A 19,093-nucleotide genomic window follows, 5' to 3' on the forward strand; every position below is an offset into this window, starting at 1 on the left:
AGCTGACCTACTCGCTCGGCTTTTGAAAGTCTTCGTAAAACTGCCTATACCAAACGTTAACTTGCTCGAAGTTAGTGAGTTAGAAATGGCCTTATCACTCACCGAGCAACAAGACACCTACTCTGCCGTTTGCCAAGGTTTTATCGGTTCGGGTATTAGTGGCGAAGCCTTGCTCATTTTCAGTGATTCAAGTTTTGGTGATATCGCCAAGCTGCTCGACTACAAAGGCGAAGTCGATCGCATGGTTGAGCTTGAGCTACTAATGGAAGTGGCCAGTATTCTAGTGGGCGCCTGTACTAACGGTATTGCCCAACAACTCGACACCACCTTCAGTCAAGGGCACCCGGTTGTTTTAGGGCAGCATGTCAAAGTAAGTGAATTGATCAAAGCCAATGCCAAGCGCTGGAAGAAAACACTCGCCATTGAAATCACTTACGAAATTGAAAACTACAACATTAGTTGCGACCTGTTATTACTGTTCACTGAAGATTCACTGGACAATTTGAACAAACGACTTTCCTACTTGATGGATTAATAGCCGAACTATGGAACGATCACAGATAGATATAAAAGAATTTCACTGGCTGATGGATATGCTGCAAACCATCGATGTCGGCCTCGTGGTACTGGATCGCAACTTTAGCATTAAAGTTTGGAACAGTTTCATGGAGAGCCATAGCGGCATAACTCCATTGCAGACCAAAGACAAGAATCTCTTTGACTTATTCCCTGATTTGCCCAGAGATTGGCTAGAGCATAAATCTAATTCAGTGTTTATGTTAAAAAACCGCTCCTTTATGACCTGGGAGCAGCGACCTTATCTGTTCAAATTCAAAAACTACCGCCCAATTACCGGCACAGAACCATTCATGTACCAAAACGTGACCATCTCACCTTTGGTATCTGCTGATGGAACGGTAAACCATATCGCTATCATTCTCTATGACGTGACTGATATTGCCGCGAACCGGAACGCACTGGAACGAGCGAACTCTGAATTAGAAATGCTGAGTCGAACTGATCGCCTGACTCGGCTAAACAATCGAGGTTATTGGGAAGAGTGCCTAGAAGCAGAGTTTAGCCGTTATAAGCGCTATCACACGACTTGCTCTGTCATTATGTTTGATATTGACCACTTCAAGAAGGTAAATGACACCTATGGTCACCAAGCCGGCGATGAAGTAATCAGGCAAGTTTCTCAGGCACTTCGGGATAACCTTCGTAAAACTGATATTGCCGGCCGCTACGGTGGTGAAGAGTTTGGCGTTATTCTTGGTAACACCGATGCCGAACATTCCATGGTTTTCTGCGAACGTGTTCGCAAACAGATCGAAGCCATGGAAGTTGTTCATGACGGTAAAACAATCAAATTTACCATTAGCTTGGGAATTAGTCAGGCTGTTGAAGCCACTAGCGACTATATGACCTGGCTTGAACAAGCTGACCAAGCCTTATATGCCTCTAAAGAAGGCGGGCGAAACCAGACCAATACATTCTCCCATAGTTAAAATCTAGCGTGCCGCCGAAAGGTGTGTCGCGCTAGAGATAACGTCATCAACCACGACAATTCTAATAATATTTTGGAGTCACTATGATCCGCCGCTCAAAGTTTCAAAACATAAGCTTTGCTATTCTTGCCGCCGCTAGCGCACCAGCACTTTCCCAAACATTAGCCCCTGCTCAATCCGTATCGCCATTACAAGAAGAAATACAGTGGCTACAGGCAGAGACTTATGTTTCTACGGCAACTAAGACTTTGGAAGATATTAAGAAAAGTGGAGCAAGTGTTACCGTCATTACCGCTGCTGACTTAAAAAGAATGGGTGCGCGCAACCTAATGGACGCACTAAAGCGCGTACCTGGCTTAGGTGTTTACCAAACTAATATGGGAGGGTCTACCCTCGAGATAAGAGGGCTAAAAACAGACTTCAGTGAAAAAGTATTATTTCTAATCAATGGCCACGCTAACAATAACAACCTGGTAAATGGTGGTGCACTAAGCTCTTACAACAACTTTATTGTCGATGACATTAGCCGGGTAGAAATTGTCCGTGGCCCTGGCTCAGCACTCTACGGAGCCAATGCTTTTGTCGCCGTAATTAACATCATCACCAAAACGGCTCAGAATACACAAGAAACAACACTAAGCGCAGGCATCGGAAGTGACCAATCAAGGAAGCTCAATGCATCGTATCGCGATGGTACAGGCCCTTTAAAGATGGTGAACAGATTGTAGCCATCATTTCGGACTACATTATGCCTGTTACCAAAGGCGATAAGTTCTTGATTGACGTTCATGCCATGTTCCCTGATATCATCAAGATAATACTCACGGGTCATGCCGATAGCTCAGCAGTCCAAGAAGCCTATGAACAAGCGAATCTTGCCGCCTGTTTTGGCAAGCCCTGGGAAATAGAGGATATACTCACCTGCTTAAGAGAGCATTTATCCAATAAGTAGCTGTACGGAGACAGAAGTCTAAGCATGGGAATTCGCAACAAACTACTTTTCATCATTGCTAGTGCACTTTTACTTGTGCTTTATGTCAGCACTCACCTTCAAATAAACCTACACAAGCAAGCATTTGATACCGAGTTAGAGAAGCGTATCGTTCTGCTAAAACATAACCTCAACCAACAAGCACTCGTCCAAGCCCAAGCGTTGAGTAGCTCGATCGCAGAAAACCTGGCATCGTTCAATCTTTTTTCTCTAACCCAAATTATTAACGATTCTGTCAACAACACACCAGAGCTGCAGCAAGCTATTTTAGTATCCAAAAACGGCAAAGTATTTATCCACACATCAGATCCGTTGCAGCAACAGCTTCCCTATCAGCCGACAAATCATGGCAGCCTTAGTCAGGTGAGCATAAAAACCCCTGATAGTATTTCAGTCCTCGGGATTAATAACCCTGAAGACAGCGCTCTTCCGATCTCTTCACTTGAATACCGCGTACCGATAACTATTGGAGAATCCAACTGGGGGGATATTTACCTTCTATATTCGCTGAAAAAACTGAACAAAGTGATCACCCAATCTATTGCAGAAAATACTCAACTACAAGAAGAACAAACGAACAAGGCATTTTATAGTGCCGGAGCGATTTTGTTAGTCGCCTTTGTGCTGATCTCTCAGTTAGCAGAGCGCTTAGTTGAGCCCATAGTGCGTTTAAGCGCTTACACCAAAGAAATTGCAAACGGAAACTTCACTAAAGTCCATAACGCCGCAGTAACTGGTACTGATGAAATTGCCGAACTCAGTCATAACTTCACCGACATGGCAAAAAACCTGGAAGAAAATTACCTAGAACAAGCGCAATATAATTTAACGCTTGAAGCAAAAGTTAATGAGCGAACAAAGGCCTTGCATAAGAAGAACGAAGAGTTACTTAACGCCTTCAAAAAAGTAGAAGAAAGCCAGCAGCAGTTAATATACTCAGAAAAAATGGCAGCACTTGGTCAACTGATCGCAGGTATTGCTCACGAAATCAATACGCCTCTCGGGGCGATAGGCGCATCGGCCAGTAATACCTCTATGAGTTTGGAAGACCACCTTACCCAACTGAAACCTATTCTGGAAAAAAGCCCCGACCCTGACGCTCAAGCACTGAATAAGATCATCTCCCTGCTAGGCAGGTCGACGAATAATCATTCCGACTCCCTTAGCACGCGTGAGGAAAGGGCAATTAAGCGCTCTCTATCAAAAGAACTTGCTCCCCATCATCAGGAAGGTGCTGAAGATCTAGCAGAATTGCTATTGGAAATGGGCTTACACGATCAGCTCAGCGCACTAAAACCTGAAATTCTCGACCCTGAAAATAACAAAATCGTTTCCCTCGCTCACTCCCTTACGAGTATTCGAAGAAACAACATGACCATTCATACCGCCATCGCGCGCGTATCAAAAATAGTCTTTGCCTTGAAGAGTTTCTCTCATCAAGACTGCAGCGGAGAAATGATTCAAAGCAATATCAACGACGGCATTAAAACAGTCTTGGTGCTTTACCAGAACCAGTTTAAGCAAGGCTGTGAAGTGCACTTGGACTATGGTGATTTACCCTCAACACTCTGCTACCCCGACGAACTAAACCAAGTCTGGACCAACTTAACCCATAACGCACTTCAAGCAATGCATAATGAAGGTGAATTATCGGTCTCTACCAAAGTACAGGAGGGTAATATTCTTGTGCAGTTCACCGACAACGGCCCAGGAATTCCTGAGGATATCCAAGAAAAGGTATTTTCATCCTTCTTTACCACAAAACCAGCCGGAGAAGGCAGCGGTTTAGGACTAGGAATCTGTAAGAAAATTGTCGATAAGCATCAAGGAAATATTGATTTTGAGAGTGAAGTTGGGCGCACAACTTTCTCGGTAAGTATTCCGATTAGAACCTAAAGCTCGCCCCTATGAGTGATCCAAAGGTGTAGGCATCAGTAATATCAAAACGATCACTTGTTAAAGTAAAGTGCCAGCTTTCTCCTTTCCAGCCCAATGTTACCGCCTTAGTTTTAAAATCATAAACCGTTTGAAGTGCGCCGTGCTCTGATATAAACCCGTTTACGTGGAGGCGACTAGTCATCCAGGAATCATATTTATGTAAGCCCAAGCCCATTTCCAACATGCTCGACAGCCTGTAACGACCCTCTACACTTAAACGCTTAGGAAACCTTAGCGTATGTTCTTTATAGCCCTCCCTACCGGTCAGCACAGGCTTTACATCCACCCTGCCAGATGGATCAAGGTTAACTCTGTCAGAACTCGCTTGCGCAGAGGTCGTTGGCGCACGGTTGATTTTTATATGGCTATATAAGTCGAGTATTTGTGCATCAATGCTGAGATCCTCATTTGGCCTAAACATCCACCTTAAGTCCAAGGTATAACCATAAGCATCAGGTGCTACTGCAGTTCGTTCTAGTAACCGGTCCTTATCATAAACGTAATCTAGCTCAATGTTACCAGTGTAACTGTCTTCAGAAATCTGTACATCACCACTAAGGCTACCGTCCATAAACGCCGACATATTCAGCAAAGAAATATCAACTTCCATACTTAGCGATGGTAATAATGGCGTCAAATAGCCAAGTTTAACCCCGGAAGTATGTGCATGTAATACATCCAAATACAGCTCATAATCCCGATTAGTATCTACCTCAAGCTTATTTTTATCTGTATAGACAAGCTCAGCAAGATCCTCAGAATAATCCAAAACATAATCATAGCGAGCAATTGCGGCGATCTTGAAGTTATTAAAACGAATACCACTTTCCCAACGATTATGAGTAAAAGAAAACTCACCCTGACGGTAATGTGGCCCTTTAAACTCATCAAAAGCGATTTGCTTTATTGAAGAGGTCTCACTATGCCCATAGACATCACTTTCTAGGTAGGCCTCATATTCTGCAGGTGCCGCATAAGCATTAGATTTGAGTATAAAGAAGGAAAGAGAGAGGAATAGTAGTGTAAACCTGTGAACTAGCATTCTGAACTAACACCTAAAATAACATCCCTAAAAAAAAGAGAGGCATAACGCCTCTCTTGTATTCCCTATAATCAGGGCATAGCTAGTATAACACTTAAGCAGTATGCCCGATTAAGCATTGACTTAGAACAATGATTCAAACTCAATATTATCTGCATCTTGATCATCAGCAAAAACTAACAACTCAATGCCGTTACGAACTTCATACCACGCGTATAGGAAGTCGTCTTCATCGACAACACCATCCTCATTAGTATCTTTACGGATCTCAATGGTAAATTGTCCGTCTTCCTCACTAATAGACTCATCCCCTGTCACTGTAATCACGACACCGTCATTATTGGTCAAGGTCATTTCAGCAGTTGCGCCATCAGTATCGATACCTTCTATAGCCGCTTCGATATCTATCGTGCGACCAGGATAAGCCAAAGATAAGCTAAAGTCTGCATCGTCATAGCCAGAGCGCTCAACATCAAATGAGAAGTCAATTGCATCAGCGACCCCTTGAAGATCAGCACTGAAGCTCAGATTTGCACTCAAGTCCGACCAGTTCGATGTTGTCTCGCCACTATCCGAGTTAGAGTCATTATATGACCAACCATTTTGTTGGCTATATGATTCATCATAACTATAGATCTCGCGGAAGGTAACACCCGTAGCATCGCCATTTAGCGCTATCGATGCTTCAAAGCTGTGCGCATCATTTGCAAAAGTACCCTGCAAACTAATTCCTACCACTGCGCTTCTCAGTGTTAGATCTTCTGATTCTGAATCAGACCAACTAGTTTCGGTATTGTTCCAAGTATCTTCTGTGTCCTCAATGAATCGACCAATTGATGCGTCTAGACCCAACATACCAGAGAATGACATTGGACCATCAGTTTGTCCTTCACCTGCCTCTGTTTGTTCAATGCTGACATTAAAGTCCGCATCAAAATCAGTCACGGTGGCATTAAGGTAGTCATCGTAGCTACCGCTACTCTGTCCTTCTGTACCATTGCCTTCATATGAAAGGTTGGCTTCAGCTTCTAGACCTGAACCTTCCTCTAGAGTAACCAGAACAGTTCCTACCGATGCCGTACCAGTCACATCGATATCCAGACTTCCTGAGACGGTACCTTCATCGCCCCAAGTATAAACGTTGGTTGATTCGTTATAATTTTCATACTCAGTAGAGTCATCATCTATCGTAAAGTCGACGACAGTACCCATCATGTCGACACTCACGTTCTGAGCTATGCCGCTATCGTCTTCAATAACAACAGTTTCATCAACACTTAGAACAATAGCCCCTTCACTTTGTGAGATATTTACCGTAATACCTTCGACGACTACATCTGCTGGAAGCGACGTAAGTTCTGCTTCATTTTCTTCTGAAGGAGTTAACAAACCGCCAGTCTCAAAGTCGAAGTTATTCTCATAAGCAATAGACATCGCACCTAAAGCTTCTGCCATACCTTCAACCGCATTACCGACATCATCAGAACTCGCGAGATCTGCGGCTTCCATCTGTAGGTCAAAGCCATCCAGAATATTAGCAACCGTATCCTGCCCCTCGCCGTCGCCAACTAATGAACTATCTATTGCAGTACCTAGTTCACGAAGCTCCTCTACAAACGCCTTTACCTGAGCCAAGTTAGTCGCATTTGCTGTCTCACTGGCCGTACCTTGGTCACCGTCGTCGCTAGCTACCGCTTCATCTGCCAAGGTTTCATCGGCTGCTACATCATCTTCTAGGCTTTGAATATCCGTAACCGCATCAGCAAACTCTTCACCTAAAGCTACGATATCGTCTTCAACTTCTTGGATAACCTCTTGAGCATCCTCTAGAATATCGCCCAAGTCAGTCACATCATCACTCACAGCATTATCACTCAAGCCTGAATCAGCAAAGCTCTCTGCAAAGCTTTCAATTGCCTCGTTGATTGAGGTGCTATTAGTGGTGTCATCACCTTGAACAGCACTCACAATTGCTGCATTAATCGCTGCATACTGAACGACATCTGCATCGTCAGCTAATTGCGCTGCAACGGCTTCTGGGTCAGTTAAATCAACGACTGGGATCTTAGTAATATCCTGAGTCAAACCAAAACGGTCAGCTACTTGAGAATTGGCATTGTTGACAGCTTCTTGGATGTTAAATTCTGACACTGTGCCGCTTTCGATAACGCTTTGGGCCAATGTCGCAGCAACCGTTGTAAGTGGCGTTACGTTAACAGAGACCGTTTCTGTACTCTCTGGTAAAACCGCGCTTAAACTTAAGTCACCAGCTGCCAGATCTAAAGAAGCACCAAATTCCACATCTACAGTACCATCACCATCGTTATCACAGCCACCTGCAATATCACACTTCATTGAAGCAGCACCATCATTGTCATCAACTACGATAAAAACAGGTTTGCCTTCATGTTCCGAAGGAATCGTTAAGGAATATTCGCCTGCCGAATCGGTTACGGCTGTCGCAATTGCTGTTGTTTCTGGGGAACCTGAACTATCAAATAGATAAGCGCTCACAAGACCGCCTACAATAATACCTTTACTCGCTGTACCGGTTACCGTTGAACTCGACGAACTTCCACCCGATGAGCCACCACTTGACCCACCACACGCGCTCAAACCTAGTGCAGCTGCAATAGCAAGACTTAAACCTAATTTTTTCATCAACTTTCTCCTTTCCTTGGTGCCCTCACCCTTTTTAGGTGATTGAGCGTCAACATAAATTTCGACACACCCATCACAAAAGTGCTACGAATCTATATATAGCTACTTCAATAGTGACAGATAGAATTCTTTAGTGCTTTGTATATTTTCAAAGCCGTTAAAGAAAGATAGTTCAGCGCTAACATTTAGACAAGCATATTTTTAGAAAGAGAAGCCCCTAAATAAATCACTAGTTGAAACAAAGACGTTTAAAGGAGCTCCACTTGATCAAGCAATTCAAGAGAATTGATTTGTCTTATTGCAGAAACAAAAAAAGGGAGCTTGGCCAAAACCAAACTCCCTTTCTTAGCTAGGTCTTAGACTTACTTAGATAAGTCCAACAATAGCTTATTCAAGCGAGATACAAAGGCACCTGGGTCTTTCAGTTGTTCACCGCTAGCAAGAGCAGCTTGATCAAACAAGACGTTGGCCAAGTCGTTGAAACGGTCATCATTTTGCTCTTCGTTCAACTTCTGAACCAATGGGTGCTCCGGGTTCACTTCGAAGCTTGGTTTAGTCTCTGGAACAGCCTGACCAGCTGCTTCCATGATCTTCTTCATTTGTGCGTCCATATCGTGTGCACCGGCCACCAAGCAAGCTGGCGAGTCAGTCAGACGATTAGTAACACGAACTTCTTCAACCTTGTCGCTTAACAAGTCTTTGATCTGGCCGATCAAGCTTTCATAAGTTTTGCTCGCTTCTTCGATCTGTTTTTTGTCTTCTTCGTCTTCGATATCACCTAGATCTAGCTCGCCTTTGGTGATGTCTTGCAAGTGCTTACCGTCAAAGTCACTCAAGTAAGAAATCATCCAGCCATCAACACGATCACTCAGCACAAGCACTTCAATACCCTTTTTACGGAAGATTTCCATGTGAGGGCTACTGATACCGGCTGCATAGCTCTCAGCGCTAACATAGTAGATCTTGTCTTGGCTCTCTTGCATACGTTCAATGTACTGCGCTAGAGAAACTGTCTGCTTGCTATCCCCTTCAGTGGACGCAAAACGTAATAAACCGGCAACTTTCTCTTTATTTCCAAAGTCTTCAGCCAAGCCTTCCTTGATTACCTGGCCAAACTCATCCCAGAAAGACTGATACTTTTCAGCATCGTTCTTCGCCATCTTGGTCAACATATCAAGAACACGCTTGGTCAAAGCAGTCTTCATACTTTCAACGGTCTTGTCACTCTGCAAGATTTCACGAGAGACGTTCAGCGAAAGATCGCGAGTATCAACAATACCTTTAACAAACCGTAGGTACAGAGGCAGGAACTGCTCAGCTTCATCCATGATGAAAACACGCTGAACGTACAACTTGAGCCCTTTCGGTACATCGCGGTTGTACATATCAAAAGGCGCTTTTGAAGGAATATACAATAAGCTTGTGTAGTCCAATTTACCTTCAACACGGTTATGAGACCAAGTTAGTGGCTCTTGGAAGTCATGAGAAATATGCTTATAGAAAGATTGATACTCTTCTTCTTTGATTTCAGACTTAGACAAAGACCAAAGCGCTGTGGCTTCGTTGACTGTCTCGTCTTTTGGCTCTTCTGGCTCTTTACCTTCTTCAGCAGGCATTGGCTCAGACTTCATCACAACCGGGAAGGCGATATGGTCAGAATACTTCTTAACCAGACTACGTAGCTTCCAGCCGTTAGCAAACTCAGCCTCTTCCTCTTTCAGGTGAAGCACAATCGAAGTACCACGCTCGGCACGCTCGATATTCTCTATGGTGAATTCACCTTCACCTTCGGAGCTCCAGTGAACACCTTCCGCTTTATCTGTACCCGCTTTACGCGTGAATACATCAACTTTCTTGGCAACAATAAATGCGGAATAGAACCCAACACCGAACTGACCAATCAACTGAGAATCTTGCTGGCTATCACCTGTTAGCTTAGACATAAACTCGGCAGTGCCTGACTTGGCAATCGTACCTAAGTGGTTAATGACATCATCACGATTCATACCGATACCGTTATCAGTTAATGTCACTGTCTTGGCTTCTTCATCAAACTCTAGACGAATCTTCAGATCACCATCGTCTTCGTACAAAGAGTTGTTAGATAGCGCTTCAAAACGCAGCTTATCTTCTGCATCGGAAGCATTTGAAATCAATTCGCGTAAGAAGATCTCTTTATTTGAATAAAGGGAATGGATCATCAAATGTAGAAGCTGCTTAACCTCTGTTTGAAAGCCAAGGGTTTCCTGCTTTGCTTCTAAATTATCTTGTGCTGACATATATTTGTTTCTCTCGTTTTTCGTTGTTCAGAAAAATTGATTTGTCGCTTTCCGGCAGCAATTTATCTCAAACTTATGAGAGGGACTGCATTATCAATGCAGCCTTGCTTACCACCGACCTGAAAAGCCTTGAAACCTTATGTGGGGATGGCATTTTTAATTTCAAGTAATTTTTATCGTGTTTTGTTTCGAGCTGTTTCGCGCACAAAGCCAGATTATGGTTTAATGCCCTCCACCTACCTTTACAAAGATAAATTGAGAATCATGTTAAAAGCCCTTACCACACTATTATTCGCAGTTGTTTTGATTATTGGCCTCGGTGCGGCCGCACTCGATGGTTTCTACGGCGGCGGCGATGCCTTCCCTGATAGAAGTGGCCAGCCCCTGCTCCCGGCTGAAGCGCTTATCAAAGTTGCTGACCTGCCCTACCCTCCTGGAAACATCGCAGTCTCGAAAAATGAGCGCATCTTTTTCACTTATCATCCGGAAGGTTTTCCACCCTATAACATCGCAGAACTGGTTGATGGCGAAGCCAAACCATTTGAGTTCGAGTCACCAGCTGGTCTTAACTTGAGTACTGTTCTATCAATGCGTTTAGACAGACAAGGCCGCTTATGGCTACTCGACTATGGTGACCATGGGCAAGAAACACCTCAGATCCTTGCCGTGGATATTGAGTCCCGCGAGGTTGTGCATCATCATCGTTTTAGTTCAGATATTGCAGGGCTAGGCTCACATATGAATGACTTCCAAGTCAGTCATGATGGCACACGCATCTATATCGCCAATGCAAGTATCATAGGTCTTAGCCCATCTATCATCGTTTATGATGTGATAGAACAGCGTGCTCGTATTGCTATTGAAGACCACGACTCGGTCGACCCGGACTACTATGTTCCTCATGTCGAAGGTGTGAAAATGCTGATGTTTGGTGTTTTTGCTATTCGCCCTGGCGTTGACTCTATTGCGCTAGACCGCAACGAAGAATGGCTTTACTTTGCTCCCGTTACCGACGAGAAGATGTGGCGCGTACGGGTAAGTGATTTGAATAATCCTGCACTAAGTGCAGAAGCGCTGAAAACTAAAATCGAAGCTTTTGGTGAAAAGACCATGAGCGATGGCATCACTATCGATGATGAGGACACTCTATACATCAGCGATCTGGAGCATTCGGCTATCATACAGATGCGCTCTGATGGTTCCATACAAACACTTTACAAAGACAAGAAGCTTCGCTGGCCTGATGGTTTCAGCTTCGGCCCGAATGGCTGGTTATACGTTACTGCTAGTGCGCTACAAAGTGTGATAGCCAAGCCTGACCAGTACATTCAAGAAAAAGGCCCTTATCAGATATTTAAATTGAAGACCGATACCACTGCTTACCCTGGGCATTGAGGTTGAATTTCAAAGGGGTCAGACTCGATTGAATTTCAATCGAGTCTGACCCCTTTGAAAAACCTAATCCTCTAACAAAAAATGCGCTCTGGCCAAGGCAATTGGCTTATCGCGGCTTTCTTGCCAGGCGTGAACTTCGACATTAGCAACGCGGCCACCCTGGCGGGTCACATTACAATAGGCATAGGTATCCTGGTTTGCACCGGCACGTAAGTAATCTAATGAAAAATCAATAATTTTGGGAAATTTCAAAGTCGACTGAGATACCAGCAAATACATAGCACTAGACAATTCCATAAAGCCACCAATGACACCACCATGAATTGCGGGAAGAATAGGATTACCAATATTGCCTTCCTTCTGATTTAACTTAAAGGTTAGCTCTCCTCTATCATCCAGGCATTCAATGCCAATCAATTGCGCATAAGGAATAGCTGAGGTCAGTATCTTGTAGTCGCTCTTGTCGCGCGCTTGTATCACCGAATCTTTAAAATCTTCGGGCAGAGAAACCTTGCCAATATTCTTTGATTGATAAACAGGAATATCTTTCGTCATCACATCTAAGGAAGGAATGCCCTTCTCGCCCATACGCATAAAGGTTGCGACACAATGCGCCACAGTCCGGTCAATCTGATAAGCCTCACACTTCATAAACAAGATATTGTTGGTTGAACGGTAGCAGCTTGCTCTCGCGAATACTGACTGCCCCGGTTTTGCCTGGCGCATATAGTCAACACGCAAATCTAGTGTTGGGCAGAGTTCAAACTCCGGCATTGCACATAGCACACCGGCACCTGCGGTCGTATCCATCAAGGTGGTAATCGCACCACCATGAATAACCCCTGAATCTGGGTTACCGATAATCTTCTCGCTGTAAGGCAATTCTAGTATCAGCTCGTTTTCTCTTGCAGAAACAACCTTAATACCCAACTCCTGGCACTGAGCCAATACGCTTACAAAGCTTTCGACTTGGGTAAACAACATGGTTTCGTCTCTCATTCATTCTCTCACAATCAGCGTTACATAATTTAGCTGGGAACGCTTATTCTAGTTAAGCATAAAATGTCAGCTCCTTATCAGCTAACATATTTGAAGCGCCGAAGTATAACCAATGTCACACTTTTTAAGAAATGTAATTAATCAGGAGATTTCCACCTAGCATCCTATTTATAACAATAGTAATTACTCATTTGCTATTGAAAAGAGTGAATCCATTAGCGCAAAATTGACTTACTGTTAACTAGAACCCGGTATTGTCTTATGCGCCCCATTTTTACTTATCTTCTACTCTGCCTAACCTTGCTCTGTAGCGCTTGCTCTGTAAACCCGGTAACCGGAGAAAAGCAGCTAATGTTCAGCTCTTTTTCTGAAGACGTTAAAATAGGCCAGCAACAATACCAACCAGCACAGCAATCACAAGGTGGCGCCTACAACCTTGATCCGAAGCTTAGTGAATATGTCAGCACGGTTGGTATGAGGCTCGCCGCCCTTAGTGATGTCCCAAAACTTCCCTATGAGTTTGTCGTTCTCAATAACTCAGTCCCTAATGCTTGGGCCCTGCCATCAGGCAAGATTGCTATTAATCGTGGCCTGCTCTTAAAGCTGGAAAGTGAAGCTCAACTAGCTGCAGTGCTTAGTCATGAAATTGTTCACGCTGCTGCCAGACACGGCGCCCAGCGTCAGCGTGATAATTTACTGGTTCAAGTCGGCATGGCGGGCCTGGGTTTAGGCTTGGCGAATAATGACTATCGAGACTTAATTATTGGCGGTGCGAACTTAGGGGCAAGGTTAACCACTGCCAAATATGGACGCGACCACGAGCTGGAATCAGACCACTACGGCATGAAATATATGGCTAAGGCTGGCTACAACCTGCAGGGCGCTGTTGAACTTCAAAAGGTTTTTGTCTCACTATCAAAGCAGCAAAAAAGTTCATGGCTTGACGGTTTATTTGCTTCACACCCGCCCTCTCAAGAACGGGTAGAAGCAAATATCAAATACGCTGCCTCAAACCCTGTCAAAGACGCCTTCTCGGGTAAAGAGGCGTATCAACAAGCCATCGCCTACCTCAAGAGTAAACAAGAAGCTTACGACCTGGCAGACCAGGCGAATGCCGCCCTGGCACAAAAAGATTACGACCTGGCGCTTAGCCTTATTTCTAAAGCAAGTAATATAGAACCTAAAGAAGCACTATTTAGCGCCATAAAAGGCGATGCATTGGCCGCTAAGGGAAATAAAGATTCTGCACTTGCGGCCCATATGCGCGCCACAGAGCTCAACCCAAATCAATTTTCTTATTACTTAAAGCGTGCTCAAAGCTATGCCGCTCTAGGCCAATCTAGCTATGCCATTGATGATTATCGCTATAGCATGCGTTTACTACCAACAAGTATTGCTGCCCTACAATTAGGAGAGCTATACAGCGAGTCTCAGAATCAGGAACAAGCACTTAAGTACTATGCACAAGCAGCCCAGGCGCAAGGCGATATAGGTCAACAGGCAAAACTAAAACTGGCCCTAATCGAAATTAAGCAAACACCGGAAAAATACTTAAAGGCCAAGCATGTTCAAGACCCTAAAGGGCCTTTATTGGTGACAATAGAAAACCATAGTCCACTGAACATTGGCGCTCTACAGTTGCGCACGCAGCTAATTGACGCAAATGGAAAAGTAATTAAGATTGAAGAATGGTCAATTAACGAAACGATTCCGGCGCAAAAACGCAGCCCCTACTATCCTGCCAAAGTTGTTTATCACTTAAAAACAGGCGAAAAGGTTAAAACCAGCATTAGCTCGGTGACACTTGAATAGAAACACCAATTAGGAACCGTTTTGTTTGCTTGATATCCATTGGCGAGTATTAGCACCAAGTACCAGTAAAGCCGGTGTTAGAAACAAGGTGAGGACTGTGGCAAACGCCAATCCACCAGCAATGGCACTAGATAACTGAGTCCACCACTGTGTAGAAGGTGCACCAAAAGCTACGTCGCGATTGATAAAGTCGATATTCATCGATAAGACCATCGGTATCAAACCAAGAACAGTGGTTCCTGCAGTCAATAACACGGGTCGCATACGAATCTCACCCGTCATCAAAGCCGCCTGATAAGGGCTAACTCCATTGTTGATATACGAGTTATAGGTATCAATCAATACAATATTATTGTTCACAACGATACCTGCCAAGGCAATGATACCCAAGCCGACCATCACGATACCGAAAGGCTGAGCTGTGATCAGCAGGCCCAGTAAAACCCCCGCGGTTGAAAAGACAATCGCACTCAATACTAAAATACTCTGATAAAAGCTGTTGAACTGTATGACGAGAATCAAAAGCATTAGAAAGATTGCCGTCATAAAAGCCGTACCGAGGAATTCTGCTGTTTCCTTCTGATCCTGTTCTTCCCCTTTTACGGCGATGCGTACATCTGGCTTAAATTCTGACAGATCGAACTCAGCTTGCAGAGCTTGTAGGCGCTCGCTAGGTAGCAGTCCTTCAAGAACATCTGACTGAATCGTAATAGCCCGTTTACCGTCAACCCGTTTTATCGTGCCATTCTTCGGCGCAGGATTCAGCGACACAAAGTTACTAATGGGCACCATGCCTTTTGAGGTTTGGATTCTGAAATTATCAAACTGATTGAGGTTTCTGAACTGTTCAGGGAAGCGAATACTAATATCGACTTCCTCTATCGTATCGTCCGGTCTAAAGTCGGCAACGCGATAGCCGTTCGTAATCATTTGAATGGCGCTACCGATCAAAGCGATATCGGCACCAAAACGTGCTGCGGCCTCTCTATCTACATCTAGTCGCCATTCGATACCCGGTAGCGCTCGATCATCCTCAATATCTTTAAAACCTTCGAGGGCTTCCATCTTTGAGAGGATAAGCTCAACCGCTTGCTCAGTGTGCTCAGGGTAGATTGCACTAACCTGCAACTTGATCGGTTTACCGCCAGAAGGGCCATTCTCTGCTTTGCGAAACTCCAACTTTACACCTGAAATATCAGCGGTCATCGCCTCCATTTCTGTGAGAATTTCTGACGCTACACGCCGCTTATCCCAATCAACAAATTGAAACTGAATTGAACCGATCACATCCTCGGCCATTGCATTCTGAGCTTGATTGAAAGAACGGGCATAAATTGATTCAAGCTCGTTTTTGCCTTCAATCAGACTTAAAAACCGACGTTCAACCTGTTTTAACAAGGCATCTTTTTCATGTATCGATAAGTCACCTCTAGCGTGAATAAGAACCTGCGCGCTATCCGGTTCGACATCTGGAAAGAACTCTACACCCTTTCCGAAAGCCCCATAGGCGACATAACTGAAGACTATGACGCCCAGTGCACCGATAAATGTTAAGCCCGGTCTCTTCAGCAAGGCACTCAAGCTTGAAACATAGGCCCGTTTCATCACACCGGCTTCTTCATTCAATGAGCTTATTGTATGCGGATGACCTCCATCACGTTCATACTCGTCTACTAACTTCCCTTTAGCCTTAGTTTGCCCTCCTAACCATGAGCCTAAAACGGGCAAAAATACCAGAGCCATAACAAGCGATGCCATCAAACAAATCATCACCGTAATGGGTAAGAACTTCATGAATTCGCCGACAACACCCGGCCAAGCAATCAAGGGAAGAAAAACAGCCAGCGTTGTCGCGGTCGATGCGATGATCGGCCATGACATCCGCTTTGATGCACTTGCGTAAGCTTTCGCTGCCGACATCCCTTTACTTTGATTTCGTGAGGCTAACTCGGCAACAACAATGGCTCCATCTACCAACATCCCGACAACCAGAATCAAGCTAAACAGCACCACAATATTCAAGGTCAAACCCATCATATTAATAATCATAATACTGCTAAGGAAGGATGCTGGAATAGCTATGCCCACCAAGAATGAAGAACGTAAGCCCAAAGCTCCAACAATGACGATCATGACCATAATAATCGCGCTCGACACGTTGTTTTGCAGATCTTGGAGCATATCTCTGATTTCGCCCGACTTGTCGAGAATAAACGTTTCCTTGACCGCAGCAGGCCAAAATTGACGTTTTTCTTTAACAATAGCCTTAACGCTTTCAATCACTTCGATAATGTTTGAACCGACACGCTTTTTAACTTCTAAAGACAAAGCAGACTCCCCGTTTACACGAGCAAACCCTGTCGGGTCTTTAAAGGAGCGCCTTACCGTCGCAACATCCCTAAAACTCACCACCCTATCACCAACCACTTTGATCGGCAGGGCCATAATATCTTCCAGATCCTCAATAACACCCGGCACTTTAATGACATGACGACCATAACCACTATCTATGGCGCCAGCAGCAACCAACTGGTTATTACGATTAACAATGCTCAACACGGTCTCAAAGTTTATCTGGTATGTTTCCAGTACCAGCGGGTCAACAATAATTTCCAATACTTCATCGCGCTCGCCGCCAATATCGACTTCCAGCACCCCAGGAAGCGCCTCCAAGTCATCTCTTAGATCTCTCACAATAGCCAATAACTGCCGCTCAGGAATAGGGCCTGCCAAGCTCATGCTGAAAACTGGAAACAGAGCGACGTTTACTTCATTAACTTCAGGTTCATCACTACTCGCAGGTAGCTTTGATTTGGCACGGTCAACCTTTTCACGGACGTCATCCAAGGCCGTATCACTGTCAAAACCGGCATCAAATTCAAGCGTCACCGATGCATGCCCTTCGGAGGCAACGGAGCTCATCTCTTTGACACCCTCTATCGACTTAAGCTCTTTCTCCATTGGCCGAATAAGTAGGCGCTCGGCATCTTCAGGTGAAATACCCTCATGCGACATCGATACGTAAACAATAGGAATGGCAATATCCGGCTCAGACTCTTTTGGGATACTCTGATAAGCAAAAATCCCGGATATTAGTAAAAATACCAAGACCAACAGCACAGCACGGCGACGCTCTATCGCCCAGTCGATTGGCGTTTTTGGTGCCGTACCAAAGTACTCTTTCATTAAGAATCTACTCCTGACGCCTTATCTTCTGCCGAAACTCGAACAGGGCTGACCTTTTCACCAACCGAAACAAAACCTTGCCCGACGGTAATAAGCTCAAGCACCTCGGGTAAACCGCCTAGCCAAACACCATCATTCTCGCTGCGTAAGAGTTCAACCGGATATGCTTTTACCCGCCCCTCAACATCGAGTCCTTTAATTTGCAGTTCACCCTGACTATCAAGGCTTAATAATGAAGGAGAAAGTTTGTGGGCTTTTTGCTGGCCAAGCAAAATACTAACGCGAGCGCTTTGGCCAAAGCGTTTTACTTGAGACGAATTCTGCGCCAAGGCCTCTATTCTGAAAGCGCGTGTCGCCAAATCAGCAATGCTCGATATATAAGTGATCTTGCCCTTTAGCTCAGTACCATTGAGTAACTTTGCCTCAACCACTTGCCCCAAAGCTAATTTGGCAACGTGCTGCTGAGGAACATCAGCACTAATGATAAGCGCCTGATCGTCGACAATTGTTGCCAACACAGTGCCTGGAGCAACGTAGTCACCCTGCTCAACGTGTAAGTCATTTAAAACACCCGCAAAAGGGCTAAGTATATGGGTGTGTTCGATTTCCAGCTCAACCTCTTTAACCGCGGCTTCAGCCGCCATTACATTCGCCTGATTTTGTTGCAGCTGATTTTCGGATAAGAGATTCTTTTCCTTCAGACTTAAGCTTGATTTCAACTCGGCCCTTGCAACCTTAAGATCCGCTTTAGCCCTTGCCAAGCGAGCCTGCCTATCATTCATCGCCAAATTGAGCACACGTTGACCGGCTGTCATTCGATCACCTTTCTTGGCGATCAATTTAGCAATAGCTCCTTCGGTCTCAGCACGAATATCAACATTTCTATCGGCATCTATTTCACCTTGCAAGTCGATACGCTGTGTGAGCTCCTGTGCCTTAAACTGCTTTACGGTCACGCGGAACAAACCTTCATCGCGCTGAGATGATTCCGCAATAACGTCCTGTCCTTGGTGCTCGGCATCATCTTTAAAATTCCCCGATAGAATCCACAGGGTAGCGACTATTGCCATAACAATAGAAAAAACTAAAGAGCGGTTCATCATGCCTCACTTAAAAGCTAATCAATCAATAAAGGATGGCCATTTAAAACGTCAGTAAACTAAGGCCTTGAGTTAATATCGATAGCATACACTAGAAGGGAAGAAAATTTTATGACCAATAGTCACAAAAAGTAAAATATATTGAACTCATATTCAAATAGCCTGTTTTTAAACACCACTAA

Annotated in this window: 12 protein-coding genes and 1 pseudogene; 7 read left to right on the forward strand and 6 right to left on the reverse strand. The window is 44.5% G+C overall.

Translation table 11 applies throughout. The annotated features are described in order from the left end of the window. The 5 genes and pseudogenes from A3756_RS27340 to A3756_RS05165 all read left to right on the forward strand — a co-directional run. Window positions 1-535: pseudogene (locus tag A3756_RS27340) on the forward strand (response regulator); the annotation flags it as partial. Window positions 536-545: 10 nt separating this feature from the next. Then, window positions 546-1,508: a diguanylate cyclase gene (locus A3756_RS05150; protein WP_068510485.1), complete on the forward strand. Its 963-nt coding sequence runs from the start codon at window positions 546-548 to the stop codon at window positions 1,506-1,508. 83 nt (window positions 1,509-1,591) lie between these two features. Beyond that, a complete protein-coding gene (locus tag A3756_RS05155; RefSeq protein ID WP_068553015.1) occupies window positions 1,592-2,236 on the forward strand; it encodes a TonB-dependent receptor in 645 nt (214 codons plus the stop codon). 20 nt (window positions 2,237-2,256) lie between these two features. Further along, window positions 2,257-2,460 carry a hypothetical protein gene (locus tag A3756_RS05160; RefSeq protein WP_068510480.1) on the forward strand — a complete coding sequence of 68 codons (204 nt, stop codon included), beginning with the start codon at window positions 2,257-2,259 and terminating at the stop codon, window positions 2,458-2,460. Between the two features lie 24 nt (window positions 2,461-2,484). Then, window positions 2,485-4,395, forward strand: coding sequence for an ATP-binding protein (locus A3756_RS05165; protein WP_068553016.1), 1,911 nt, complete (start codon window positions 2,485-2,487; stop codon window positions 4,393-4,395). Here the strand turns inward: A3756_RS05165 and A3756_RS05170 are convergent. The 3 genes from A3756_RS05170 to htpG all read right to left on the reverse strand — a co-directional run bounded on the left by A3756_RS05170 (window position 4,385) and on the right by htpG (window position 10,419). Then, window positions 4,385-5,479: a hypothetical protein gene (locus A3756_RS05170; RefSeq protein WP_068553017.1), complete on the reverse strand. Its 1,095-nt coding sequence runs from the start codon at window positions 5,477-5,479 to the stop codon at window positions 4,385-4,387. The genes A3756_RS05165 and A3756_RS05170 overlap by 11 nt on opposite strands. Window positions 5,480-5,602: 123 nt before the next feature. After that, window positions 5,603-8,140 (reverse strand): hypothetical protein, encoded by a 2,538-nt coding sequence (locus A3756_RS05175; protein WP_068553018.1) that lies wholly within the window; start codon window positions 8,138-8,140, stop codon window positions 5,603-5,605. A gap of 362 nt (window positions 8,141-8,502) precedes the next feature. Further along, window positions 8,503-10,419, reverse strand: a complete 1,917-nt coding sequence (gene htpG / locus A3756_RS05180; RefSeq protein ID WP_068510476.1) for a molecular chaperone HtpG — start codon at window positions 10,417-10,419, stop codon at window positions 8,503-8,505. A 264-nt stretch (window positions 10,420-10,683) separates the two neighbouring features. On the opposite strand from htpG, the gene A3756_RS05185 reads away from it, so the two are divergent. Then, window positions 10,684-11,814, forward strand: a complete 1,131-nt coding sequence (locus A3756_RS05185; RefSeq protein ID WP_197470094.1) for an SMP-30/gluconolactonase/LRE family protein — start codon at window positions 10,684-10,686, stop codon at window positions 11,812-11,814. A 63-nt stretch (window positions 11,815-11,877) separates the two neighbouring features. Here the strand turns inward: A3756_RS05185 and A3756_RS29170 are convergent, their stop codons facing one another. Beyond that, window positions 11,878-12,813 (reverse strand): PaaI family thioesterase, encoded by a 936-nt coding sequence (locus A3756_RS29170; RefSeq protein ID WP_368664571.1) that lies wholly within the window; start codon window positions 12,811-12,813, stop codon window positions 11,878-11,880. A 261-nt stretch (window positions 12,814-13,074) separates the two neighbouring features. Here A3756_RS29170 and A3756_RS05195 point away from each other — a divergent pair, with 261 nt between their 5' ends. Then, complete coding sequence (locus A3756_RS05195; RefSeq protein ID WP_068510471.1) at window positions 13,075-14,625, forward strand: M48 family metallopeptidase; 1,551 nt, start codon at window positions 13,075-13,077, stop codon at window positions 14,623-14,625. 9 nt (window positions 14,626-14,634) lie between these two features. On the opposite strand, the gene A3756_RS05200 is transcribed toward A3756_RS05195, so the two are convergent. Together A3756_RS05200 and A3756_RS05205 are read right to left on the reverse strand one after the other, a co-directional pair. After that, window positions 14,635-17,811, reverse strand: coding sequence for an efflux RND transporter permease subunit (locus tag A3756_RS05200; RefSeq protein ID WP_068510469.1), 3,177 nt, complete (start codon window positions 17,809-17,811; stop codon window positions 14,635-14,637). Then, entirely contained in the window at window positions 17,811-18,914 is a 1,104-nt protein-coding gene (locus A3756_RS05205; protein ID WP_082865095.1) for an efflux RND transporter periplasmic adaptor subunit, read from the reverse strand. The genes A3756_RS05200 and A3756_RS05205 overlap by 1 nt, the downstream gene beginning before the upstream one ends. Window positions 18,915-19,093: the final 179 nt, after the last annotated feature.

It is taken from the genome of Oleiphilus sp. HI0086 (assembly GCF_001635225.1).

Coding starts and splice junctions, on each gene's coding strand:
- A3756_RS05195 (WP_068510471.1), top strand. CDS start 13,075: ATGCGCCCCATTTTTACTTATCTTCTACTCTGCCTAACCTTGCTCTGT.
- A3756_RS05160 (WP_068510480.1), top strand. CDS start 2,257: ATGCCTGTTACCAAAGGCGATAAGTTCTTGATTGACGTTCATGCCATG.
- A3756_RS05200 (WP_068510469.1), bottom strand. CDS start 17,811: ATGAAAGAGTACTTTGGTACGGCACCAAAAACGCCAATCGACTGGGCG.
- A3756_RS05205 (WP_082865095.1), bottom strand. CDS start 18,914: ATGATGAACCGCTCTTTAGTTTTTTCTATTGTTATGGCAATAGTCGCT.
- A3756_RS05150 (WP_068510485.1), top strand. CDS start 546: ATGGAACGATCACAGATAGATATAAAAGAATTTCACTGGCTGATGGAT.
- A3756_RS05185 (WP_197470094.1), top strand. CDS start 10,684: ATGTTAAAAGCCCTTACCACACTATTATTCGCAGTTGTTTTGATTATT.
- A3756_RS05155 (WP_068553015.1), top strand. CDS start 1,592: ATGATCCGCCGCTCAAAGTTTCAAAACATAAGCTTTGCTATTCTTGCC.
- A3756_RS05170 (WP_068553017.1), bottom strand. CDS start 5,479: ATGCTAGTTCACAGGTTTACACTACTATTCCTCTCTCTTTCCTTCTTT.
- A3756_RS05165 (WP_068553016.1), top strand. CDS start 2,485: ATGGGAATTCGCAACAAACTACTTTTCATCATTGCTAGTGCACTTTTA.
- A3756_RS05175 (WP_068553018.1), bottom strand. CDS start 8,140: ATGAAAAAATTAGGTTTAAGTCTTGCTATTGCAGCTGCACTAGGTTTG.
- A3756_RS29170 (WP_368664571.1), bottom strand. CDS start 12,813: ATGAGAGACGAAACCATGTTGTTTACCCAAGTCGAAAGCTTTGTAAGC.
- htpG (WP_068510476.1), bottom strand. CDS start 10,419: ATGTCAGCACAAGATAATTTAGAAGCAAAGCAGGAAACCCTTGGCTTT.